Annotated in this window: 24 protein-coding genes; 13 read left to right on the forward strand and 11 right to left on the reverse strand. The window is 48.8% G+C overall.

The genetic code is table 11. From position 1 onward, the window contains the following. Nucleotides 1-16 precede the first annotated feature (16 nt). The 7 genes from J0A65_RS03320 to J0A65_RS03350 all read right to left on the reverse strand — a co-directional run bounded on the left by J0A65_RS03320 (nucleotide 17) and on the right by J0A65_RS03350 (nucleotide 6508). Entirely contained in the window at nucleotides 17-667 is a 651-nt protein-coding gene (locus J0A65_RS03320) for an HAD family hydrolase (protein ID WP_206592703.1), read from the reverse strand. Continuing rightward, entirely contained in the window at nucleotides 664-1611 is a 948-nt protein-coding gene (locus J0A65_RS03325) for an ATP-grasp domain-containing protein (RefSeq protein WP_206592704.1), read from the reverse strand. The genes J0A65_RS03320 and J0A65_RS03325 overlap by 4 nt, the downstream gene beginning before the upstream one ends. Continuing rightward, the gene (locus J0A65_RS03330) at nucleotides 1608-2525 is read right to left on the reverse strand and encodes a LicD family protein (protein WP_206592705.1); all 918 of its coding nucleotides are present in this window, start codon (nucleotides 2523-2525) and stop codon (nucleotides 1608-1610) included. Before J0A65_RS03330 ends, J0A65_RS03325 begins: the two co-directional genes overlap by 4 nt. Before the next feature lie 2 nt (nucleotides 2526-2527). Then, nucleotides 2528-3577, reverse strand: coding sequence for a pseudaminic acid synthase (pseI, locus tag J0A65_RS03335; RefSeq protein ID WP_206592706.1), 1050 nt, complete (start codon nucleotides 3575-3577; stop codon nucleotides 2528-2530). Beyond that, nucleotides 3570-4658 (reverse strand): UDP-2,4-diacetamido-2,4,6-trideoxy-beta-L-altropyranose hydrolase, encoded by a 1089-nt coding sequence (pseG, locus tag J0A65_RS03340; protein ID WP_332874290.1) that lies wholly within the window; start codon nucleotides 4656-4658, stop codon nucleotides 3570-3572. The genes pseI and pseG overlap by 8 nt, the downstream gene beginning before the upstream one ends. Further along, on the reverse strand, nucleotides 4604-5305 hold the full coding sequence (gene pseF, locus J0A65_RS03345) for a pseudaminic acid cytidylyltransferase (protein ID WP_206592708.1): 702 nt from the start codon (nucleotides 5303-5305) through the stop codon (nucleotides 4604-4606). The genes pseG and pseF overlap by 55 nt, the downstream gene beginning before the upstream one ends. A gap of 87 nt (nucleotides 5306-5392) precedes the next feature. Continuing rightward, the gene (locus J0A65_RS03350) at nucleotides 5393-6508 is read right to left on the reverse strand and encodes a hypothetical protein (protein WP_206592709.1); all 1116 of its coding nucleotides are present in this window, start codon (nucleotides 6506-6508) and stop codon (nucleotides 5393-5395) included. A gap of 190 nt (nucleotides 6509-6698) precedes the next feature. Between J0A65_RS03350 and J0A65_RS03355 the strand changes: the two genes are divergently transcribed. Beyond that, on the forward strand, nucleotides 6699-7502 hold the full coding sequence (locus J0A65_RS03355; RefSeq protein ID WP_206592710.1) for a flagellin N-terminal helical domain-containing protein: 804 nt from the start codon (nucleotides 6699-6701) through the stop codon (nucleotides 7500-7502). A gap of 58 nt (nucleotides 7503-7560) precedes the next feature. Here J0A65_RS03355 and J0A65_RS03360 read toward each other — a convergent pair whose 3' ends face one another. Beyond that, nucleotides 7561-8487, reverse strand: a complete 927-nt coding sequence (locus tag J0A65_RS03360; RefSeq protein ID WP_206592711.1) for a KpsF/GutQ family sugar-phosphate isomerase — start codon at nucleotides 8485-8487, stop codon at nucleotides 7561-7563. Nucleotides 8488-8958: 471 nt separating this feature from the next. On the opposite strand from J0A65_RS03360, the gene J0A65_RS03365 reads away from it, so the two are divergent. The 7 genes from J0A65_RS03365 (at nucleotide 8959) to lysS (ending at nucleotide 16017) form a co-directional block, all read left to right on the forward strand. Beyond that, on the forward strand, nucleotides 8959-10431 hold the full coding sequence (locus J0A65_RS03365; protein WP_206592712.1) for a sigma-54 dependent transcriptional regulator: 1473 nt from the start codon (nucleotides 8959-8961) through the stop codon (nucleotides 10429-10431). A 121-nt stretch (nucleotides 10432-10552) separates the two neighbouring features. Beyond that, nucleotides 10553-11131 (forward strand): NADPH-dependent FMN reductase, encoded by a 579-nt coding sequence (locus J0A65_RS03370; protein WP_206592713.1) that lies wholly within the window; start codon nucleotides 10553-10555, stop codon nucleotides 11129-11131. Nucleotides 11132-11154: 23 nt separating this feature from the next. Beyond that, nucleotides 11155-12126, forward strand: coding sequence for a zinc transporter ZntB (locus tag J0A65_RS03375; protein ID WP_206592714.1), 972 nt, complete (start codon nucleotides 11155-11157; stop codon nucleotides 12124-12126). A 148-nt stretch (nucleotides 12127-12274) separates the two neighbouring features. Continuing rightward, complete coding sequence (locus J0A65_RS03380; protein ID WP_206592715.1) at nucleotides 12275-12532, forward strand: hypothetical protein; 258 nt, start codon at nucleotides 12275-12277, stop codon at nucleotides 12530-12532. An 89-nt stretch (nucleotides 12533-12621) separates the two neighbouring features. Further along, nucleotides 12622-13206, forward strand: a complete 585-nt coding sequence (locus J0A65_RS03385; protein WP_206592716.1) for a CBS domain-containing protein — start codon at nucleotides 12622-12624, stop codon at nucleotides 13204-13206. 142 nt (nucleotides 13207-13348) lie between these two features. After that, nucleotides 13349-14447, forward strand: a protein-coding gene (gene prfB, locus J0A65_RS03390) for a peptide chain release factor 2 (RefSeq protein ID WP_206592717.1) whose coding sequence is annotated in 2 segments (ribosomal slippage) — nucleotides 13349-13423 and nucleotides 13425-14447 — 1098 coding nt in all. Because the reading frame shifts where the segments join, the coding sequence is not laid out codon by codon here. Nucleotides 14448-14475: 28 nt separating this feature from the next. Continuing rightward, entirely contained in the window at nucleotides 14476-16017 is a 1542-nt protein-coding gene (gene lysS / locus J0A65_RS03395) for a lysine--tRNA ligase (protein WP_206592718.1), read from the forward strand. Between the two features lie 65 nt (nucleotides 16018-16082). Here lysS and J0A65_RS03400 read toward each other — a convergent pair whose 3' ends face one another. After that, nucleotides 16083-16568, reverse strand: a complete 486-nt coding sequence (locus J0A65_RS03400; RefSeq protein ID WP_206592719.1) for an FKBP-type peptidyl-prolyl cis-trans isomerase — start codon at nucleotides 16566-16568, stop codon at nucleotides 16083-16085. 12 nt (nucleotides 16569-16580) lie between these two features. Further along, entirely contained in the window at nucleotides 16581-17546 is a 966-nt protein-coding gene (ygfZ, locus tag J0A65_RS03405) for a tRNA-modifying protein YgfZ (protein WP_206592720.1), read from the reverse strand. 120 nt (nucleotides 17547-17666) lie between these two features. Between ygfZ and J0A65_RS03410 the strand changes: the two genes are divergently transcribed. The 3 genes from J0A65_RS03410 to J0A65_RS03420 are packed head-to-tail and all read left to right on the forward strand — an operon-like array spanning nucleotide 17667 to nucleotide 19208. Then, nucleotides 17667-17918: an FAD assembly factor SdhE gene (locus J0A65_RS03410; RefSeq protein ID WP_206592721.1), complete on the forward strand. Its 252-nt coding sequence runs from the start codon at nucleotides 17667-17669 to the stop codon at nucleotides 17916-17918. Further along, nucleotides 17905-18324: a protein YgfX gene (locus J0A65_RS03415; protein WP_206592722.1), complete on the forward strand. Its 420-nt coding sequence runs from the start codon at nucleotides 17905-17907 to the stop codon at nucleotides 18322-18324. Before J0A65_RS03410 ends, J0A65_RS03415 begins: the two co-directional genes overlap by 14 nt. A 17-nt stretch (nucleotides 18325-18341) precedes the next feature. Further along, on the forward strand, nucleotides 18342-19208 hold the full coding sequence (locus J0A65_RS03420) for a MaoC family dehydratase (protein WP_206592723.1): 867 nt from the start codon (nucleotides 18342-18344) through the stop codon (nucleotides 19206-19208). A gap of 16 nt (nucleotides 19209-19224) precedes the next feature. Here the strand turns inward: J0A65_RS03420 and nadB are convergent, their stop codons facing one another. Continuing rightward, the gene (gene nadB / locus J0A65_RS03425; protein ID WP_206592724.1) at nucleotides 19225-20832 is read right to left on the reverse strand and encodes an L-aspartate oxidase; all 1608 of its coding nucleotides are present in this window, start codon (nucleotides 20830-20832) and stop codon (nucleotides 19225-19227) included. Nucleotides 20833-21083: 251 nt separating this feature from the next. Here nadB and rpoE point away from each other — a divergent pair, with 251 nt between their 5' ends. Together rpoE and J0A65_RS03435 are read left to right on the forward strand one after the other, a co-directional pair. Then, nucleotides 21084-21662, forward strand: coding sequence for an RNA polymerase sigma factor RpoE (rpoE, locus tag J0A65_RS03430; protein ID WP_206592725.1), 579 nt, complete (start codon nucleotides 21084-21086; stop codon nucleotides 21660-21662). Between the two features lie 44 nt (nucleotides 21663-21706). Beyond that, the gene (locus J0A65_RS03435; RefSeq protein WP_206592726.1) at nucleotides 21707-22297 is read left to right on the forward strand and encodes a sigma-E factor negative regulatory protein; all 591 of its coding nucleotides are present in this window, start codon (nucleotides 21707-21709) and stop codon (nucleotides 22295-22297) included.

The raw sequence follows: 22297 nt of genomic DNA on the forward strand, positions 1-22297 counted from the left end.
TTTTCTTGGTTAACTATTACCCTTCATCAATGATATCTAACAGCCTGACAACGTGACGGGTGGCATCGTAACCAGGATTCGCAATGATGTGCCTATGCACTCCTGTCCTTACCCTGACGGTCTGCATACCCAGCTTATTGAGGTTGACAAAATCCTTGGCCGGGTTGTCACCAATGTACAGCATATCTTGCCAGTCGCAGCCCTCGGCCTTTTTTATCAGCTCAAAACAATGCGTTGATGGTTTAGCATGCTGTAGGCCGAAGCGGTGAGTGATAAATACTCGTTTGAATAGCGGGCCGATGCCAAGGGCATCAACTTTGTTCTGCTGAACGATTTTATGCCCGTCAGTGACCAGGTAGAGTGGCTTAGGGAGTTCGTTTAGCAGAGCAAGATGCGCTTCGGGCATCTTTAGACTGGGTTTATGCAGCCGATAGCTGCGCACGCAGGCCTGAATATTGCCTTTGTTTGCCAATGAATGTGCCGCCAGCCAGTCATCAAAAATGCGCCCACGTCCTTGGCTGTCAAGTAGGTCAATCAGTCTGGTAAGGCTTTGTGTACTATCCAGACCCCAGCGCTGCTGTGCCATGTTTGCCACGGCCCTAAAACCGCTTTCAACATATTGGCGTTCGTCGTACAGCGTATCGTCTAAATCAAAAATATAAATCATAGATAATGGTCGCTCGCATGGCGCACCTGGCGGATGGGCTGTGAGGCTGGGGTAAAGGGGAACGCAGTCAGGTCATAGCCAAGGCTTTCGGCCAGACTCCAGTAAAGGCTGTCTACCCCCGCGCGGATCCCTAAGGTGGAGGCGCCGCCAAAACGGCTGTTACACTCAATGACATTTAGCCCGCCGTCGTTATCTATAATGGCTTGTAATACCACAGGTCCACTTAGCTTGAGTTGTTCCAGCAGAGCGCGAATGGAGCTATCGAACTGGGGCAAAGTTACGGTGCAGCTAATCTGCGATTCGCCATGCACGACCTTTTCGCGGTAGCGGCAAATATGGCCTTTCAATTGATGGTCTCGGCTAAGCCAAGCATCAATACTGATTTCCTGCCCTTTTACGAAGGGTTGAAATATCGGGTGGTTTAGCTGCTGCGCATGATGTAGTGCTTGGCTGTGGCTTAAGTCCAGGCCTAAAGACTGACTGCCTGCGCCAAAACGCTCTTTCACGACTAACCGTTTGGCTGATAGGTCATCCGCTCTGCGACTGGCCGGAATGATCAGTCCGTCAAAGTCTGCGGTGAGTTGTGCAAAGGTGAGCTTGTCCAGGCACAGCGAAATGGCCTCAGTAGGGGCTGTGAGTATTTCAATGCCATACTGGTGAAAATACGCATTATGTTTAGCCCAGAATAGTAGCTCACCATCTCTGCTTGGCAGAATGTGGCTGATATTGAGTCTTTGACAGCCGCGCAAAATATTATCGAGTTGCGATTCTTCGGTTGCCGGCATGGCCCAAAATTCATCCGCAAGGTATCGGCAAATAACCTGCTCGGATCGATCCGCTGCGACTACAGCACCTGCGGGATCCAGCTTCTTTACCGCCGTATCCAGAGCCTTGAGCAGAGGCACCTTGGCTCCGGCACTGCAGAGCAGTACACGTAAACTCATGTTGCGTAGCCCGCTAATAGGTGCTTGCAGACTTGTGCTTTCATGTCTTCCACTGGTAACTGTGCACGACGGTTTTGATATTCAGTAATCTTGGTACCTTGCTTGGGCTCTTTCCAGTTGCCATACATAAAGGTTAGAAAGTTCTCAGCGTTGGCAGGAATGTAAAATAACTGGCCTAGAAAGAGAACCTCATCATAGTGGGCGAAGTGTTCGGCGGGGCCGAAGAACAAACCTGAAGAGGATACTAATTCGGAGTGACGGCCTTGCTGTCGACGCATTTGCAGGCTTAAGTCAAAAGGCACAAAGTCAGCTCCCGGTCTGGGGCTGAATTCGATGTTAATACAGCAGTCTTCACCATTTACCTTGAGCATGAGTATTTGCCAGTCGAGCTGGGTTTGCTCGGGGAGCTGGGCAAAGAAGGCGGGGATACAGCGGGTCAGTTTGACAAATTCAGTCTCATCTACAGCTAAATCAATATCATCATCCCAAGGGATAAAATCTTGATGACGGATGGCACCAAGTAATGTGCCGGAATCCAGACAGGCGGAGATCCCTTGGGTTTTGAGAAAGCCGTTCAGGCGAGTTAACAATTTATGTCCCAGGGCCAGCGTCGGCGGATGTTGGAAGGGCAAAGCTGCTTTGACCTGCTGTTTGGCGGGTACCTCTATCAGATTGTCTGCAATGCCTATTTCTTCAACTAATTGGGTACGGATAGCATCGGCCCATTGGCTGGTAATTATCACTCTATCAAATGTCAGCGTACTTATTGCTTGGGGCGAAAAAACAGTTTTACCCAGATATGTGGAGCCCTGACGGGTGGGATCATTGTCTACAAAACCTACAACCTCCAATTCTGGATGTTGGTTTAAGAAGCATTCTCCAGCCTTGCTGGCCCCAAACAGCAGTACGGGCATGGTTAGATTAACTCCCAACTCATCGGGGTGCCTTTTGGCGCATCGACTTTCACCACTTTACCCAGCAGCAGCGGAAGATATTTGGGGGCAAGGCCCAGTCCCGGTCGCACAGAACGCAGATTCTTCTCTGTTAAGATATCCCCGGCTTTGACGTCTTCGGCAATATACAAGGAGCGACGATGGACTCGGGATGCCAGTTCCTTGTCCGTACAGCCGTAATAGACTTTGCCAAGTGCTGTCCAGGCGCGCTCGGTTTCCTCTACTAACATTTTGATTTCATGGGGTTCCAGGGAAAACTCAGCGTCGACTTCTCCGCCGTTTCTATCCAGTACGAAGTGCTTTTCCACTACGGTTGCGCCTAGCGCAACGGCAGCCACGGCCACGCCCACCCCAGGGGTGTGATCAGATAAGCCTACCTGGCAGTTAAATAGCTCAGCCAGATGAGGAATGGTGCGAAGGTTGGCATCTACAGGCCGGGCGGGATAATTACTGGTGCATTTTAGCAGGATAAGATCTTTACAGCCGGCGGCTCGCAATACATCCACTGACTCGGCTAATTCTGCCTGACTGGCCATGCCAGTTGACATGATCACTGGTTTGCCGGTTTTTGCCACGGCGGCTAACAGTGCATGGTCGATGTTTTCAAACGAGGCAATCTTGTAACAGGGGACGTTGAGACTTTCCAGAAAATCAACCGCAGTCAGATCAAATGGCGTGCTAAACGCAACTAACCCTTTACTGCTGGCATAATTAAACAATTCCTGATGCCATTCCCAAGGCGTCATGGCTTCCTGATACAAGTTATAGAGCGAATTCCCCTGCCAGAGACTATTGGGGTCAGCGATGAAAAACTCGCGTTCATGCACATCCAGAGTGATGGTATCCGGTGTATAGGTTTGCAATTTGAGTGCATGAGCCCCGGCTTTTGCAGCGGCATCAATGAGCGCTTTGGCTTTTTCGATAGACTGGCCGTGATTGCCTGACATTTCAGCAATGATAAAAGGCGGGTGGTCTGAACCAACCTGACGGTGACCTATAGTAATACTAGCCATTCATACCTCTGATGGTTCTCTCGATTTCTGCTACCGCATATTGGGTGCCAGCATTGGCTGGCACTATTTTATTGGCGGCCCGTGACATCATCTCTAACTGGTCAGGCAGAGTAAGATACTTCTCCAACTGTGACGCCAAGTAGTTAACACTCATCTCTTCAGCACTACCCAACCAGACACATGCCCCTTGTTCTGCAAGATAACGGGTGGTGGCGACCTGATTGTCGGCTACGGTAACTACCAGGCCGGGTAGTGCACAGATGCACCTTTCCCAGTGACTGGTCCCGCCGCTACCCAGCATTAGGCTTGCCTGGTGCATTAAGTTAGCCATGTAATCGCACTGCACATGCAGTGCGATATTGGTTTGTTGGACCAACTGCAATGCTATCTGCTCTCGCCATGGATTGCTGGCACCAATTACAATATCGGCGCGAATACTAAAGAGCTTTAGTTGCAATAAGGCATCAATTGCCATGCCGGTCAGGTTCTGTGCATCACTGCCACCAAAGCTAATCAGTATCCTGTTATCTTGTCTTGCTGGTGCCGGCAGATAAAATTCTTCGCGCAGCAGCGCAAAACGTGGCCCAAGCAAAAACTGGCATTTCGAAGATACGAGCTTCGTGTAGCGAGATTGCGCATCAGGTAGCAGATTTTGATCAAGCAAGATATCGCAATCGTGCAAGCGGTTAGCCAGATCGTCAATCACCATGATATAGCGGCATTGGCTGCGCATGACCCGACAGTAATTGGCTCCTAGCTTGTAATGGTCAAGGATCAATAAGTCGTAGTGCTTATCAAGACCTTGCAGACTGGCAGAGGCGTCTTGCTGCTCGTTAAATGGTGTAGTGGCAGGCAACATCCGCAGTTCAAACCCCCGGGCGGTAATCATTTCTCCCAGATGGCCTGTTTCAGCGCGACAAATAAAAGTGATATCGGCAGAGGAACTTAAGCGCGCCGCCAAGGCCAGACAGCGCATTACATGTCCACTGCCTATATCGACAGAACTATCAACCCTGAACAGGATCTTCAAAGATAGCCCTCTTGTTTCAGCAGTTTGTAAAGCAGCTCGGCTCTCTTCCAATCGTCCAATGTATCAATATCCTGAACCAGATAGTCGGGTAGAACGATCATTTGTGAACTCGGGCTAAAGATGCGTTTATTCAGATCCAACCACGTGCTGAAGTGGCCCCAGTAAAGTTGCCCCGCGTCATGAAAGGCAGGAGGAAGGTCCTGAGAGCGCTTACCTATGCTAACCGGGTCAAAGGGCGTCACACCGCCAGATTCAGTTTGCATAATAGCCCGTTGGATTGGAAAGGAAAAACGCGCTGCAGCAAACACATAATCGGCATTGCCTGATACTAGCTGCTGGTATGCTTGTGCGATGAGACGCTGAGATAGCAGCGGTGCTGTTGCATAGACACAAGCAACATAGTTGAGCGGCCAGTTAAGCTTCAGGAGTTCCTCTATGCAGTGTCTGACAACTGGGCTGGTTCCTACATAATCATCTGCTAACTGTGGGGGACGTAAAAAAGGAACCTCGGCACCATAGCGTATTGCAACGTCGGCGATTTCCTGATCATCTGTGGAAACGACAACTTTGTCCACCACGCCGCTTTCAAGGGCCGAGGTAATAGAATGGGCAAGCATAGGCTTACCGCAGAAATTTTTAATGTTTTTACGAGGAATGCGCTTGCTGCCTCCTCGGGCCGGAATTACAACAATATTCATTACATATATCCTGCCGGGTAATGCCTAGGTAACGGATTAGCCATGTTATAGCTTATCGGCCTTGCACAATAAAACCTCACTGACACCTTAAGTCATCCCTTTGGCAAAGGTTGGCGGTAACTTAAACAGCGTAGCCAGTTGTTGTTGCCAACAGTGTTGAGCCGCGATTATTTGTTGCGCGGCGGCACGCTGCTCTGCATAAGTGTCGTCATCTATCTCTATGGATACAGATGAGACATCGATACAACCTTGAGGGAATGTTTGATTCACGTAGGGCGTATTGAAGGTGAGTACCAAGGTGCCTAACGAAAGAGGATAAATTACCCGCTCATGTAGTCCACGGTCAAAACCTGGAGAGTTGTGTAGCACGTAGCGGGCTTTAGCCATAGTTTCTAGTAAAGCGGTGAAATCCATCGCGGGTAGGTATTGGTGTGCTGGCGCAATTGCTTGATATTGATGCGAGTCTCTGCCAATAACCTGCAACACCAGACCTTGCTTCTGGCATTGCTGTAAACAGGTCTCGCGCTGTTTGGCGCGAAGGTAACTGTCAACAGTTACGCACACTCTCAGTACTTCCTCATTCAATGGCAAGGTTGCTTTTCGGGTGGTAAGAGGGAGTACCCCTAGCATTTGCATAAATCGGGTGACTGACTGACTTTGTTCCACCCATTTTCCAATTTGTTGCCAGTAAGGCTCGAGTGCCTGCCGGTGCCGAACTGAGTCCATAAAGGAAATTGGAAACACAATATCGTCATTTTTATTGGATACAGGGGTTACTGGAAGCCGTAAAAATTGCTGTTTGCCAATGGCATGAGGGAAGTAGACGGCGTTAAATCCACATAGCTGTGAAAATGCGACATGTTCCTCATCAACGCATAAAACAACGACATTCAAACCAATAAAACGTTTTAGCAGATGCAAAGGATGGTCAACACAGAAGACATAGGCTGGCTGACGTTTTAGGTAATCAGGAACGGATAATCCTGCGTATTCCAGGTGCAGCCCCATGCCATTGAAACTAATGACCTGATCATACTCTTCTAGCGGTAAAAGTTGTGGGAAGTCTCTTTGCACACTTTGTTCTGATTCAACAGATAATGTATCGCTGTCAACGCCTGCTGCCTGCAAGTCTTCGCGCATGCCTGCCAGAAAATGACTGACAACACCATATTGGTTCTGCCCAGTGATAAAGAGTACGCGCATAAAATTCCTGTTCCGTTTTTTGTTATTGCTTGTCATCCTGTTTATCGGATACAGCGCAGCTCAAAGCCAATAGACTTTACGTATGAAATTTGTCGATAAAGGTATGGTTTGATATATCTTCGCTTTATTTGAATGCTTACTTTCCCACCACCCCTCTGCTATTCTTAGTGCTGAGGTTTGAGGGGGGCTTATGTTAGAGATTAACAGTACCAAATCCAATGCGTCTTTGCTGCAACAGGTTCAGCAGAAGCAGAATTCGCTGTTTGAAAAACTAGCTTCGGGTAAGCGGGTAAACAGCGCGGCTGATGATGCAGCGGCCCAGCAGATTATTGATCGTTTGACGTCACAAACATCCGGTGTTCGTCAGGCTTATAACAATGCTTATGACGGCGTGTCTTTAGCACAGGTTGCTGAAGGCGGTTTGTCAGGTATCAGCAATGATGTAAATCGTATCAGAGAACTGTCGGTGCAGGCTGGTAGCGGCATTCTGACGGATGCTGATCGTAAAGCCCTGCAAAAAGAAGTGTCTCAGCTGCAGGACAATATTAAACAAACCATTGAGCAAACCGAATTCGCTGGTAAACCACTGTTGTCTGGTGAAGGTAATGTGGATTTTCTGGTCGGGGCGAATGCTGGCCAATCTATCAGTGTCGGTACTAAAGATATTGCTGGTGGTTTAAGTGATGTGCTGAATATTGATATTAGCACTGCCCAAGGTGCTGCTGACGCGCTGGAAACCGCGGATAGTGCTGTGGATTATGTCGGTGCTGCGCGGGCTGATTTGGGCGCAACCCAGAATCAGTTTGAAAGCGCTGCACGCAATCTGGCTAACACCGAAGTGAATGTGCAGGCGGCTAAAAGCCGGTTGCAGGATTTAGATTATGCACAGGGCACGGCTGATAAAGCGGCCAACGATATATTGAGTCAGGCATCTATTGCTGTGCAGTCACAGGCTAATCAGCAAAAAGGCCAGGTTTTAGCACTGTTAGGCTGAAAGCTTTGGTAATAAAAAACGCCGCAATTGCGGCGTTTTTTGTCAAGCATATCGCTTTTTACTTCTTCACTATACCCGCTAGCTTTCCTTCATTTAACACCAACAATGCAGTGATGTTATTCTGTTCCATTAGCATAAAGGCGTCTGCCATCTTGGCGCCGATATCTATGCTCTTCGGGTTGAGTGTCATCATTTGCGCGGCATTTAGGTCGAAAACGTCCTTCTTATGGCGGGTAAAACCACGGCGTATATCGCCATCGGTAATAATCCCATAGCCTTGTTCTGCCTCGACAATGGCAATACCGAGTTGGCCACTGCTGATTGCGTCTACTACTTCAGCAAAACTGGCAGATAGGCTAACTAAAGGTAACGGAGTGCTAACCATTTCATCCTGTACTCTGGAAAGCAGGCGTCGCCCAAGGCTGCCCCCTGGGTGGAATCGGGCAAATTCTTCGGGTTTAAAATCCCTGGCTTTCATTAAGGTGACGGCCAATGCGTCTCCCATCGCCAGTGTCGCTGTGGTTGAGGCTGTGGGGGCGAGTTGTAAAGGACAGGCTTCTTTTTCTACGCTGACATTCAACACAGCATTTGAGGCTTTGGCCAGACTAGAGGTGATTCCGCCTGTCATACCAATAAGGAAATTACCGTTCTCTTTCAGAAAAGACAGTAGTTTCAACACTTCTTCCGTTTCACCAGAGTTGGAGATAGCAATAAAAATATCTTCCTTGGCAATCATACCCAGGTCGCCGTGATAGGCTTCGCCTGGGTGCATAAAAAAGCTTGGCGTGCCTGTACTGGCCAAAGTTGCGGCTATCTTTCTACCAATTTGCCCTGATTTACCCATACCGCAAACCACTACACGTCCTTTGGCTTGCAAAATGGTTTCAACCGCTAGGTTGAATTGTGCGTCTAGGCGCGTGGAGAGCTGGCTTACAGCCTGGGCTTCAATATCAAATACGTCTTTGGCAATTTCTAAGTAATTCAATGCAGGGATCCTGTTTGGGCAAACCGCTGGCTGATGGGCGTTATTTTGACGAAAGCTTAGCGGCTTGTCGAATATACTAGCGGCGGCCAAATGAGCGGCGTTCACAAAGATTCTGTGTCGCGGTTACATTGTGTGATGCACTCTGGTGTTGGCTACCCGCTTTGCCGTTGCTATTCTGGTTATAGCTAAAGCCATATCAGCTAGCATTTGCTGCAGGTGGCACTGTTGAACATTAGATTCATGGCCCCGAAACAACCATTCCAGGTGAATTATTGTGCGCTTCTTAAGCGCTTGATCGTAAACCTGAATCTCTCAGGTTGCCATTGATTGGGTAATGGTTAAAATCCATAGATAGCTGACAGAATCTAGGCTGATTAATTTGCCGTTCTGTACACTCTCGTTTGGCTATGAGTTCGTTAGCCAGGTTTAATGTTTCGCGTGGGTTGTCCGCAACTTTGAGGTCGCTAAGGTATGAGTAAAATTCTGATTATCAGTGGGCTAGAGGCTCGCCGGATAAGTCTTCAGACGGTACTCACCTTTATGGGCGAACATTGTGATTGTTCATTGCCTGAACAGAGTGTTGACTACCTAGCCAAAGATGGGCCTTACGCCTGCGTATTGTTGGACGCTGATTGTGGCGAGCTTAACGATACGTTATTACGGCAGTTTCCCGCTCAGCCATTTGTGATGGTCGGCAGCGACGGCCATGATCATCAAGGTAACCTGGTTGGTATATTGCCAGAGCCCGTAACTTATCCACAACTGACGCAAATGCTGCATCGTTGCCAGGAGTATTTGCAAAGACGCCCTGCGCCTGGCGGCTCCGTACAGAACAAAACCAAGTTGTTTCGTAGCCTCATTGGTAAGAGTGCCGGTGTTCAGTTAGTGCGTCATATGATTGAACAGGTCGCGCCAACTGACGCTAATGTGCTGGTGTTGGGAGAGTCCGGTACTGGTAAGGAAGTGGTGGCGCGTAACGTCCATTATTTGTCAAACCGTCGTGATGGACCATTTATCCCCGTCAACTGTGGTGCCATACCTGGCGAATTGCTGGAAAGTGAACTTTTTGGCCATGAAAAAGGTGCGTTCACCGGCGCGGTAAGTGCCAGAAAAGGTCGGTTTGAGCTGGCCGAAGGCGGTACATTGTTTTTGGATGAGATCGGCGATATGCCACTGCAAATGCAGGTTAAGCTATTGCGGGTTCTTCAAGAACGCAGTTATGAACGAGTTGGTGGTACCAAGCCCATTCAATGCGATGTTCGAGTGATTGCAGCCACACACCGTGATTTGGAAGGTATGATCACTGAAGGTAAGTTCCGCGAGGATTTGTATTACCGATTGAATGTGTTTCCTATCGACAGCCCGCCGCTCAGGGAACGCAAAGAAGACATCCCCTTACTGCTACAGGAATTAGTTTCCCGGGCGTTAAGTGAGTCTGGACGCTCCATTCGCTTTACCGAAGGGGCTTTAAAATCACTGATGGAACACCACTGGGCAGGGAATGTCCGTGAGTTGTCGAATTTAGTAGAACGATTGCTGATCCTGTTTCCCGATAAAGTTGTGGATGTCGGAGATCTACCGCATAAGTATCAGCATCTTCAAGCCGACGGTTATGAGCCTGATTATCCCGAAGAATTGTTGGAACGTGAGGCTATTAACGAATTGTTCGGCGGTTACGTCGAAGAGGACGATGAAGAGGCTGACAATAATGAGTTTGCCAGTACGTCTGCACCGGATTGCGAGCTCAATGGACAATCTCAGGCATTACCTGAGCAAGGGTTAAACCTGAAAGAATATCTGGCCGAGTTGGAGGTTAGCCTGATTACTCAAGCCTTGGAGCAGCAAGAATGGGTTGTCGCTCGGGCCGCCGAAGTGCTTGGCATGCGTCGTACGACTTTAGTGGAAAAAATGCGCAAGTACGGGATGAACAAAGGCGACGAGTGAAGGTTTCACCTTCAATAATGAGGTTCTGAGTTTTCATCTGCAGCGAGCCGCTATCAAGCTTGGCGCTTGCTTTTGCACAGGCTAAGCTGTTGGCTTTGTTAATATTAAGCGAGGCAACAACATGGCACGAATCCTGGCCTTCTCCGGCAGTAGTCGCAAAGATTCCTATAATCAAAAACTTGTTGGTATTGCTGCAAAGGCTGCAGAACAAGCGGGGGCGCAAGTTACCCTGATTAATCTCGGCGATTTCCCTATGCCTATTTACAATCAGGATTTGCAGAATGAGCAGGGGTTTCCAACATCGGCGTTGGCGTTTAAACAGCTATTACTAGAGCATGACGGGCTGCTAATAGCCTCTCCCGAATACAACAGTGCATTCAGTCCCCTTCTTAAAAATGCCATTGATTGGGCATCTCGTGCCAGCGAGCCTAATGAAGCTCCATTAAGTGCTTATCGCGGTAAAACCGCCGCGATTATGTCTTGTGCGCCTGGGGCCCTTGGTGGCCTGCGCGGGCTGGGCTTTTTGCGTATGTTGCTACAAAACATTGGCGTAATGGTTGTGCCTAATCAGCGTGCTATAGGGCTGGCGGGCTCTGCCTTTGATGAGCATGGTCAGTTGAAGGATGCTGAGCAGCACAAGGCAATTACACGTCTGGCTGAAGAATTAGTACAGATAACGGATAAGCTTGTCAGTCCTTAACTGGTGAGCATTGGGAGAATGAAATGCAAGAGCAGTCGTTGATTCATGCGTTGTTGCTGGATGGGCAGGGGGGCGCTAGCGAACTTGACTGGCAAGCCGTTAAACAGTGGCAACCTGAAGATGGCATTCTCTGGGTGCATCTGGATTACAGTCTGCCCGAGACTATTCAGTATCTGGAACAAGATTCCGGGGTAAATCCCATTGTGTGTGATGCTTTGCTCACGGGGGAAACCCGACCAAGAACTATCCGGGTTGAAAATGGATTACTGCTCGCTTTGCGTGGGGTGAATTTGAATCCTGGCGCCGACCCTGATGATATGGTTTCGGTGCGGCTATGGGTGGAGCAGGGACGAATTATTAGTACCAGAAAGCGTCGCTTATTGTCAGTTACCGATGTGGCTAACGCGCTAAAGGCTGGAGAAGGGCCTGCCAGTGCTGATGAAGTACTGGCGAGTATTCTGTCGAGACTGGTAGTTCGAATGTCAGACACGGTTGATTATTTTGAAGAGCAGGTCGCTGATTTTGAAGAGCAGGCGCTGGAGCAACAAAATGCCCAAATGCGCGCAGACCTTGGTCGTGTGCGTCGGCAGATCATTTCCCTGCGCCGCTACCTGGCCCCGCAAAGAGAGGCCATTTCACAACTGTTGTTAGATAGGTTTGAGTGGATTGGCCGTGATGTTCGCCTGAGCTTTCAGGAGACCTTGGATAGCTTAATGCGTCATGTGGAAGATTTGGATGCAGTGCGCGAAAGGGCGGCGGTTACCCAAGAAGAGATTGGTAATCAACTGGCAGAGCAGATGAACAGCAGAATGTATGTGCTGTCTATTGTTGCCGCATTTTTCCTGCCCTTGGGTTTTCTTACCGGTTTGCTTGGCATTAATGTGGGGGGAATACCAGGTGCCGAGAATCCGTTGGGCTTTGGCGTATTTATTGGCCTGTTGATTCTGGTCTGTGCTCTGCAGGTTGTTTGGTTTAAGCGTAAAGGCTGGTTGTAGACGCAAAATTTTAACAATTTATCTACAGGACTATTGAGTTTTTAGCCCTTTGCTCCATATTAAGGTTATGAGCATTTTTCGGTACCGCCACGTGCGTCAAGCTGTTTACCGGCCTCCTTATTTCAGTCTCCTTGCGACCGCATTCTGCTTGCTGGCATGTTGGTTAGGCAGTGCAGCAAGCATTGCGCAGCCTATATCCGATTCTTCTCTTGTTACGGCTAATCAGTACACTGATAGTCAGTATTTGCAAACCGAACTGGACAAAGACGAGCCCAGCCTGGTTGGGGCTTTGTCTGCAGGTAAGGTGATCAATCAGGCCTATCTGTTTGTTCCTTCCAGAGTTTCTGACTTTTACGTCGATACTGTTGGGTTACCACAACCCAGAGCGCCTCCTCAGGCAAGCTGACCCCTAAAAACCGTCCCGCATCGCCTATACTTATAACCTCGGTTTCTTTGCGAGCGGGCTAGCTATGTTCAGTTTGTTGGAGAATCCAAATGACAAATAAAATGTTGAAAACATTGGCGTTAGGCCAAGTAACCCAGTTTTGTACCACCGAAAGTGTTGAACCCTTAAGCCTGGATAGTGCCGCAACTAAAGTGGTGACCGATTTTACCCGCCGCAGTCCGCAGTTAATCGACAAAGACGTTTCTGTGGATCAGGCTTTGTTTATGATGAAAAAAGGCCATGTGAAGTCGAAGTTGGTCGTGGATGCTGAGCAGCAGTTTTTGGGTATTGTCAGCTTTGCGGATCTTAACAGCCGTAAAATCTTGATGATTGCCAATCAACGCCAGCAGGACAGAAATGAACTGACAGTGGAAGATGTGATGGTACCGCGTAGTGAGTTGCATGGTATTCGCTACGAACAACTCAAAAATGCCACCATTGCTGACCTGATAGATACGCTACGCAGCTTGGGGGAGCAGCATATATTGTTGACTGATGAACAGAGCCGCTTGAGAGGGCTAATTTCTTCCAGTGATATTGCCCGTGCACTGCATATTCCGCTGGATATCAGCCTCAAGGCGAGTAGTTTCAGAGATATCTTTAACGTGTTGCATGAGCACAGTGAGCTAGTCTGATTTACGTCCTACACCGAGAGTCAGCAGGCGAACCCCGCGCCTGCTGAAATTCCTCTTAACCCAAGGCCCTCTGGGCCTGTCAATCCCTTGCGTAATCGGCTAAAATCCGGCTCCTTTGTAAGCAAGATTTATTAGCTGATTTATGTTTGAAATCAATCCGGTAAAAAACGCCTTGGCGGATGTCCGGGAGCGCACTAACGCGCTCAGGGGGTATCTTTGACTTCGATAGCAAGCAAGAACGCTTAGAAGAAGTCAATCGTGAGCTCGAAAGTCCAGATGTCTGGAATGAACCCGAGCGGGCACAAGCCTTAGGCAAAGAAAAGGTTGCTCTGGAAAAAGTCGTCGAGACCATTCTGGCTTTGGATAACGGGGCCGAAGATGTGGATGGTCTGCTGGAACTGGCGGTAGAAGCCGAAGACCAGGAAACCTTTGACGAAGCTCAGGCTGAGCTTGAGCAACTGATCGCAAAGTTAGAAGATCTTGAATTCCGCCGCATGTTCTCTGGCCCTAATGATGCCAACGACTGTTATCTGGATATTCAGTCAGGTTCCGGCGGTACAGAAGCGCAGGATTGGGCCAACATCATGCTGCGTATGTACCTGCGTTGGGGTGAAGAGCATGGCTTCAAGACCGAACTTATTGAAGTGTCTGAAGGTGAAGTGGCTGGTATAAAAAGTGCCACTATTCGTTTTCAGGGGGAGTACGCTTTTGGTTGGCTACGCACAGAAACTGGCGTACACCGTTTAGTGCGAAAGTCGCCCTTTGACTCTGGCAACCGCCGCCACACGTCTTTCGCCTCCGCCTTCGTGTATCCGGAAATTGATGACGATATTGAAATTGAATTGAATCCGGCCGACTTGCGCATTGATACTTATCGCGCCTCAGGTGCCGGTGGGCAGCACGTTAACCGAACCGACTCTGCGGTACGTATTACCCACATTCCCAGCGGTATCGTGGTGCAGTGTCAAAATGACCGTTCTCAGCATAAGAATAAAGATCAGGCCTTTAAGCAGTTAAAAGCCAAACTGTATGAAATGGAACTGATGAAGCAGAACGAGCAGAAACAAGCCATGGAAGACGGTAAGTCAGATATCGGCTGGGGGAGTCAAATTCGTTCCTATGTGTTGGATGACTCTCGCATTAAAGACCTTCGTACCGGTGTGGAAACGCGCAATACCCAGGCTGTACTGGACGGTGGTTTAGACAAATTTATCCAGGCCAGCCTTAAATCTGGTCTGTAAACGCAATCAGTAATCAGGAACAACGCAGATGACAGACATTCAACAAGACGAGAACAAATTGATTGCGGAACGCCGGAGCAAGCTGGCAGAGATTCGCAGCAATTGTCCGGCTAACGGCCATCCTAATGAATTCCGCCGTGAACATTATAGCCAGGATCTTGAGGATGCCTTTGGCGACAAGGACAAAGAAGAACTGGAGAGCCTGAATCATCAGGTTAGTGTTGCTGGTCGTATATTGGCTAAACGTGGCCCCTTCCTGCTCCTGCAGGATATGAAAGGCCGTATCCAGGCTTATGCCAGCAAAGAAACCCAGCAGGATATCAAACAGCGCTACGGTACGCTGGATATCGGTGACATCATCGGGGTAAAAGGCGCGCTGCATAAATCCGGCAAAGGTGACTTGTATGTGGATATGGCCGATTATCAGTTGCTGACCAAATCACTGCGTCCGTTGCCTGAGAAATTTCATGGTTTGGCCGATCAGGAAACCAAGTACCGCCAGCGTTATGTTGACCTGATCATGAGTCAGCAAACCCGTGATACTTTCAAAGTACGTAGCAAGATTATCAACGGCATCCGTAAATTCCTGACCGAAAGGGACTTTATGGAAGTGGAAACACCCATGCTGCAGGTTATTCCAGGTGGTGCATCGGCTAAACCTTTTGTAACTCACCACAATGCGTTGGATATCGAAATGTATCTGCGTATCGCTCCGGAGCTTTATCTGAAGCGCTTGGTGGTGGGCGGTTTTGAGCGTGTGTTCGAGATAAACCGTAATTTCCGTAACGAAGGTTTGTCGACCCGTCACAATCCGGAATTCACCATGATCGAGTTCTACCAGGCTTATGCGGATTACCATGACCTGATGGATCTGACCGAAGATATGCTGCGCACCCTGGCGCAGGACGTGCTGGGCACCACCGAAGTGATCAATACGGTGCGTGATACCGATGGTAATGTGCTGCAGGAGAAACGTTATGATTTCGCCCAGCCCTTTACCCGTCTGAGCATGGGTGATGCCATTCTTAAATATTGGCCCGAAGCCGATGAAGCGGCAATTCGCGATCCGGAAAACAACCTGGAAGCAATGAAGGCCATGGCGAAAAAGCTGCATATTAAAGAGCCGGAAGTAGATGGTATCTGGGGGGCCGGTAAATACCTGTGCGAGATTTTTGAAGCCACCGCAGAAGAGCAGTTGGATCAACCGACCTTTATTACCGAGTATCCTTGGGAAGTGTCGCCGCTGGCGCGTCGTAATGACAATAATCCATTCATTACCGACCGCTTTGAGTTCTTTGTTGGCGGCCGTGAACTGGCCAACGGTTTCTCTGAGCTGAATGATGCCGAAGATCAGGCAGCGCGTTTCCGCAAGCAGGTGGAAGAGAAAGAAGCCGGTGACGATGAAGCCATGCACTATGATGATGACTATATCCGTGCATTGGAATATGGTTTACCACCAACGGCAGGCGAGGGAATCGGTATTGACCGTTTGGTGATGCTGTTTACCGACAGCCCCAGTATTAAAGACGTAATACTGTTCCCGCATATGCGTCCGCAAGCCGCAGAATAAAACAAAAAAGCCGGGCATCGCCCGGCTTTTCTTTTGCCCTAATCTTAGGGCGTTAAATTTGTGTATTAATGGTCGTGGCCGCAGCCGCCTTCACCATGCACGTGGCCATGGGCCAGTTCCTGTTCTGAGGCGTCACGTACAGCAAGGACTTCCACATCGAATTTCAGGGTAACGCCGGACAATGGGTGGTTGCCATCTACAACAACTTCATCATCAGTAATATCAATAATCATCACGGACTGCTCACCATCATCTGTGGTGGCGCGAAACTGCATACCAACTTCCACATCCATGCCATCGAACATATTCTTGGGGACCAACTGGATCAGTTCATCGTGGCGCTCACCGTACGCATCCGCCGGGGCGACTTCTGTGACAAACTTATCACCTGCTACTTTACCTACCAGGGCATCTTCCAGGCCTTTTATCAAAAAATGCTGTCCGTGCAGAAAACTCATGGGCTTACCATCGCGAGAGGAGTCGATTTGAACATCCTCTTTAGTGCTGACGGTGTAGTGCATGGTCACGACTTTATTTGGAGCAATTTGCATGGATAGATAGCCTTAATTTTCAAGTGAATAGGGTAGGGGCTGAACCTCGAAGATGGCGTCCGGGTGTGCTTTACTGCGCAGCAGAGCACCTTGCTGTGTGTCATTGGGCAACACGGCCATCAACCAGGTTTCCTCGCTTAAGGTGGCACAGCTTAACACAGTCCCTCCTCGACGCCAGTTTTCCTCTAACTGGACTTCCAATGTCTCTCCGGCCTCCAATTGGATGCTATGAGAGCATCTCAGAATATAGGCCGCTCGCTTATTTTTTCCTAAATAACGAGTACGCGCCACGGTTTCCTGGCCTATGTAGCAGCCTTTGGTAAAACTGATAGCGTCCAGTGCCTGCATATTCAGCATTTGTGGCACATATTCATTGCTGGTGGCACTGGCAAGGCTGGGTAAGCCAGCCTGAATATCCAAGGCTTGCCATAATGTGGATGAATGATGATGTCCTTGCATAGCGTCTGTTAAATGTGTTGCATTCGATTCATTTGCGCCTACCAAATAACGAACTGATGGGAAATCATAGCGTATAACCAGCAAACCCTCGGTTTGTGTATAATCCAGATGTGCCTGCGGCAATTGGTTTGATATGGCTTGCAGTGATGACTCAAATACGTCGCCTGCACCACCAAACCAGCGTAGTTCATTTGCTTGCCAATTTACTTTAGAAAAGACTGCGTACTTCTTTAACTCTGGTAGCGACTTTTCAATTGCCTCGCTATCTCCCAGTAAAATTAACGAATCGGGTAATGCAATAGTTTGATAAATCGCCCAGGCCTTGCCTTTGGCATCACAATGGCAGGCACGCATTACTTTGCCTGGTGTTTGCTTACCCAGATCGTTGGTAAGCTGACCTTGTAAGTACTTAAGCCGTTCCTCCCCGCTTACTTGAATTTCGCTAAGCTGAGGTAACTCCACCAGGTAGGTGTCGGGAAACACACCCGCATTAGGTAAAGAGAGGGGCATCGCTGACATAGTGATCCTGCCTTGTTTGTCTGGTCTCTGATCATGGGGATTAAGCTAAACTGAAACAAGATCAAGTCAGTGAATTGGGTTAATATAGCGGCCTACTCAAGTTGTCTTAGAGAGGGCAGGATGTTTACCATGCAAAGAGTTAACCGTATCCGCTGGGCGTGCCGGCGCGGTATGTTGGAGTTGGATGTGTTGTTCCAACCTTTCTTCGATGAGGCCTTTAGTGATTTGACGGATGACGACAAGGAAACCTTTGAGCGTCTGCTGACTTGTGATGATCCTGACTTGTTTGCCTGGGTAATGGGCCATCAGCAATGTGAAGATCCTATGCTGGCGGCCATGGTGGAGACCATTGTGAGCCGTGTCAAAGTATAGAATAGAGATTAGCCGTTCAAATTTACGCATTGTTTTATTGTTGGTGCTTTATTGTCTGCTGATTGCATCTGTATGGTTGTGGCAGCCTAATGTGCTGCCTTGGCAGACGGTGTGGCAGATATTGGTTAGTCTGGTACTGCTTGGGTTATTCTACCGACAGGTACAAATGCGTCCCGAGTGGGGCGTGGCTAATGTTTCGGAGCAGGGGGAGTGGCAGTGGTTAAACAACCACAGTGTGCCTATGCAAATCACCTCCGACAGCCGTGCAACGTCTTGGTTACTTTTTATTTGTCTGCAGGATGTATTGGATAGTAAGCAGCACCGATACCTATGTATATTTCGCGATGCTGTGTCTGAGGCTGATTATCGACGTTTGTGTCGTATACTCAGTCAGGGTATCTCATAGCGTACGGAGAGTCGTTGATGAATATCATAGAGTTCACCCCAGAATCTTTACCTAAAGTGCCGGCTATGTTGCTGCGTGCCGCGGTGAAGTCAGGCCAACAGGCCCCAGCACCACAGCTGCCGCAATTGGTATTGCGCTGTGATGGCTTAACCGCTGACTCCGAAAAGCTGGACGAATACCATGACCTGTTAGCCTGGCATCGAGACGATGTTCATCCTGCCTGGTTACATTGTCTTGCATTACCGCTGCATCTTGGGTTGTTGCTGGATAAAGGGTTTCCTTTCAAGGTAATGGGATTGGTGCATATGGAGAACCATATTCGCCAGTTTAGACCGGTTAGCCGTCATGAAAAACTCTCTATTAGTTGCAGGTTCGATAAACTCAGGCGTCACCGTTTGGGGTGGCAATTCTCTTTATTAACGGATGTGCAGGTTGGCACTGAATTAGTTTGGCAAGGACGAAGTGTCAGTCTGGTTCGCCAGGGGGATTTACCTAGGCGTAATTTGCCCTCCACCTCCGCAAACTTGCCCGATGGCGAACATTGGCATTTAGATGCCAACCTTGGTAGGCAATATGCCAAGGTGTCTGGGGACTATAACCCTATCCATTTATATCCCTGGTCGGCAAGGTTCTTTGGTTTTAAATCCCAGATTATTCATGGCATGTGGAGCAAGGCTCGCTGCATCACCGCGTTGGCACCAGTGTTGGGCGGCGCATTTGAATTGGGCGTGAGTTTTCGTAAGCCGGTATTTTTGCCCTGCGACGTGAGCTTTCATCAGCAGAACGATGTGGATGCAGGCACTTTTACTTTGGGCTCAATGGATGGCAAAGATTTACACTTAAGCGGTAAATATCAAAGCCACCCATTGGCTCCACTGAACTAGAGAGCTGGCCTCAGCGCTATCTTTTTTGATAGCGTTGAGGAAACAAAACCGAAGGCTGTGGGGTGTCCTGTAAATCTGGATAATCCAGGTTGTAATGTAACCCTCTGCTTTCTTTCCTTTGCATGGCACATCTGACAATCAACTCGGATACGGTAAGCAAGTTTCGCAGCTCCAAAAGGTTGTTACTAACCCGGAAATTACTGTAATACTCATCAACTTCCTGTTTTAGTAATTCAATGCGCCTTAAAGCTCGTTCTAGTCGTTTGTTAGTGCGTACTATGCCCACGTAGTCCCACATAAAAAGTCGTAGCTCATGCCAGTTATGCTGAATAACCACTTCTTCGTCTGAGTTACTCACCTTGCTTTCATCCCAAGGTAAAACATCTTCCTTTTCGTCGGCCTGATCCAGTCTTTGCATAATATGGGTGGCAGCCGCTCTGGCAAACACAACACATTCAAGCAGGGAGTTACTGGCCATACGGTTAGCACCATGCAGACCTGTGTAAGCCACTTCGCCGATGGCATACAAATTATCTAAATCAGTGCGGGCATCGAAATCTGTCATTACCCCTCCACAGCTGTAATGGGCAGCAGGTACGATGGGGATAGGCTCGCGAGTAATATCTATTCCCAGTGAGCGGCACTTGCGATAGATCGTGGGGAAATGCTTAATGATAAAGTCTGCAGGCTTATGTCTGATATCCAGATACATACAGTCTGCACCCAGGCGTTTCATTTCGTAATCTATGGCTCTTGCTACTACATCTCTGGGGGCAAGCTCAGCGAGTTCATGAAACTTATGCATAAAGCGTGTTCCATCGGCATGCGTCAGATAAGCGCCTTCGCCGCGCAGGGCTTCGGTGATCAGGAAGTTTCTTGCCTGGGGATGGTACAAGCAAGTGGGGTGGAACTGGTTAAATTCCATATTCGCCACCCGGCATCCCGCCCGCCAGGCCATGGCAATGCCATCACCACTAGACACATCAGGATTAGATGTATATTGATAAACCTTGCTGGCGCCGCCAGTGGCAAGTGCTACAAAGCGGCTTCTTACCACTTCTACGCGCTCTAGATTTCGATTCCAGGTGTAGGCTCCCAGCACTTTATTGGGAGCTAGGCGACTTCGAATCAGGTCCACCGCGTTGTAGCGCTCAAACACTTCAATGTTGGGATGGTTACGCACAGCATCAATCAGCGTGGTTTGCACCGCTTTACCTGTTGCATCTGCCGCGTGCAAAATTCGCCGATGGCTATGACCACCCTCACGAGTTAAATGGAAGCGTGCCTCTCCTTGAGCGTCGGTTTCCTGATCAAAGGGCACGCCAAAGTTAATCAACCACTCCATGGCTTGCTTGGCATTACCTGCCGTAAACTCTACCGCAGCACGATCACATAGGCCGGCACCGGCTATCATGGTATCTTCCACGTGTGAGTCGATAGAGTCGGTTTCATCGAAAACAGCTGCTATGCCACCTTGGGCATACATGGTCGAACCCTCACCGATACTGCTTTTACTGAGTACAATGATGCGACATTTCTGGGCCATTTTAAGTGCCAGGCTGAGCCCTGCTGCGCCGCTGCCGATGATTAAAAGATCACATTGATGTTCAACCGCTTGATGCATGGAGTAAACTGTTCAGGTTCTATTTCGTTTGGGCATGATACTATCTTATTGGTTTGGTATGAATTCCTGTATGGAGCAGACTGTTTTCCGGTGCTTAGGATGGGCTTGAAAAGTGTGATTTAGCGCATATTTTGAAAAAACTTGTCATAAGCTTGAAATAATTTCGAACTTTTTTTCAGACTGACAGTCTATTTAGGTGCTTGCGAGAGCCAAGGCATCAGAAAAGCGGTTCAATAGGGGATGTGGCTCGGATGAGCGAGCAATTTACAGATCAACAATTGGTTGAGAAAGTACAACAGGGCGACAAAAACGCGTTTAATTTCTTGGTCATCAAGTACCAACATAAAGTGGCCCATTTGGTGTCCCGATACGTCAAGAACACCGGAGATATAGCCGATGTGACGCAGGAAGCCTTTATTAAGGCCTATAGAGCGTTACCTAGCTTTCGCGGTGAAAGTGCTTTTTACACTTGGTTGTATCGGATCGCGGTAAACAGCGCGAAGAATTATTTGGTGGCTCAAGGTAGGAAGCCACCGGCTAACGATGTGGATGCAGAGGAAGCCGATTTTTACGACGGCAGTGATGCGCTTAAAGAGAATGCGTCTCCAGAGCGCAAGCTGATGTCGGAGCAAATGGAAAAATTGTTGTTTGACACTGTTGATAAGCTGCCTGAAGATTTGCGTATGGCTATCACCTTGCGTGAATTAGAAGGGCTAAGCTATGAAGAGATTGCAACCGTAATGGATTGCCCCGTTGGCACTGTGCGGTCGCGAATTTTCAGAGCCCGGGAAGCTATCGATAAAGTGATTCAACCCCTGTTACAGAAATAGCTGACACTGAAGTTGAGTGCCACGTTAATCAGGAACTTTGTTTGATGAAGCAGCAAAAACTAGAAAACCTTTCAGCCATGGTAGACGGTGAGCAGTCTCTTGAAGAACTGCAGCTTGATGCCCATGCAGAGGGGGAACTGGTCGAAAAATGGCGTAGCTATCACTTGATTCGTGATGGTTTGCGAAAAGAACTGCCTCCCGAGTTGAACTTTGATATCAGTAGTAAAGTATCCGCAGCGTTGGAAAACGAGCCCACTATATTGTCACCACGCAAGCGTTTGCATGACCTGCCTGTCATCGGCCATGTTATCCCTCTGGTTCGCCAGGGCGGGCAGTTTGCCTTAGCTGCGTCTGTAGCCGTTGCCATGATTTTAGGTGTGCAGCAGTTTAATCAGCCTAAGCCTGAACAGCCGTTTAGCTCTGCACCTGCATTAGCTATTCCGGGCATGCAACAAGGTGGACTGTCCCCTGTTAGTTTGGAACAGACCCGCCCTTTGCCCCAAACTGATGCGCTGGAGCAGAAACGTCGCATCAATGCTTACCTGACTGACCATGAGAGACAAATGCGTTTGAAGGCTATTCAGCAAGGTAAAGAACACCAGCAGACATCCCAACCAGAGTCGCAGCAGAAGTAA

It is taken from the genome of Bowmanella yangjiangensis, from assembly GCF_017255015.1.
Taxonomy (GTDB): Bacteria; Pseudomonadota; Gammaproteobacteria; order Enterobacterales; family Alteromonadaceae; genus Bowmanella; species Bowmanella yangjiangensis.

Bases quoted from the DNA above. Each gene is read 5' to 3' on its own strand.
- J0A65_RS03320 (WP_206592703.1), bottom strand. From the start codon at position 667: ATGATTTATATTTTTGATTTAGACGATACGCTGTACGACGAACGCCAA.
- J0A65_RS03325 (WP_206592704.1), bottom strand. From the start codon at position 1,611: ATGAGTTTACGTGTACTGCTCTGCAGTGCCGGAGCCAAGGTGCCTCTG.
- J0A65_RS03330 (WP_206592705.1), bottom strand. From the start codon at position 2,525: ATGCCCGTACTGCTGTTTGGGGCCAGCAAGGCTGGAGAATGCTTCTTA.
- pseI (WP_206592706.1), bottom strand. From the start codon at position 3,577: ATGGCTAGTATTACTATAGGTCACCGTCAGGTTGGTTCAGACCACCCG.
- pseF (WP_206592708.1), bottom strand. From the start codon at position 5,305: ATGAATATTGTTGTAATTCCGGCCCGAGGAGGCAGCAAGCGCATTCCT.
- J0A65_RS03350 (WP_206592709.1), bottom strand. From the start codon at position 6,508: ATGCGCGTACTCTTTATCACTGGGCAGAACCAATATGGTGTTGTCAGT.
- J0A65_RS03355 (WP_206592710.1), top strand. From the start codon at position 6,699: ATGTTAGAGATTAACAGTACCAAATCCAATGCGTCTTTGCTGCAACAG.
- J0A65_RS03365 (WP_206592712.1), top strand. From the start codon at position 8,959: ATGAGTAAAATTCTGATTATCAGTGGGCTAGAGGCTCGCCGGATAAGT.
- J0A65_RS03370 (WP_206592713.1), top strand. From the start codon at position 10,553: ATGGCACGAATCCTGGCCTTCTCCGGCAGTAGTCGCAAAGATTCCTAT.
- J0A65_RS03375 (WP_206592714.1), top strand. From the start codon at position 11,155: ATGCAAGAGCAGTCGTTGATTCATGCGTTGTTGCTGGATGGGCAGGGG.
- J0A65_RS03385 (WP_206592716.1), top strand. From the start codon at position 12,622: ATGACAAATAAAATGTTGAAAACATTGGCGTTAGGCCAAGTAACCCAG.
- lysS (WP_206592718.1), top strand. From the start codon at position 14,476: ATGACAGACATTCAACAAGACGAGAACAAATTGATTGCGGAACGCCGG.
- J0A65_RS03400 (WP_206592719.1), bottom strand. From the start codon at position 16,568: ATGCAAATTGCTCCAAATAAAGTCGTGACCATGCACTACACCGTCAGC.
- ygfZ (WP_206592720.1), bottom strand. From the start codon at position 17,546: ATGTCAGCGATGCCCCTCTCTTTACCTAATGCGGGTGTGTTTCCCGAC.
- J0A65_RS03410 (WP_206592721.1), top strand. From the start codon at position 17,667: ATGTTTACCATGCAAAGAGTTAACCGTATCCGCTGGGCGTGCCGGCGC.
- J0A65_RS03420 (WP_206592723.1), top strand. From the start codon at position 18,342: ATGAATATCATAGAGTTCACCCCAGAATCTTTACCTAAAGTGCCGGCT.
- nadB (WP_206592724.1), bottom strand. From the start codon at position 20,832: ATGCATCAAGCGGTTGAACATCAATGTGATCTTTTAATCATCGGCAGC.
- rpoE (WP_206592725.1), top strand. From the start codon at position 21,084: ATGAGCGAGCAATTTACAGATCAACAATTGGTTGAGAAAGTACAACAG.
- J0A65_RS03435 (WP_206592726.1), top strand. From the start codon at position 21,707: ATGAAGCAGCAAAAACTAGAAAACCTTTCAGCCATGGTAGACGGTGAG.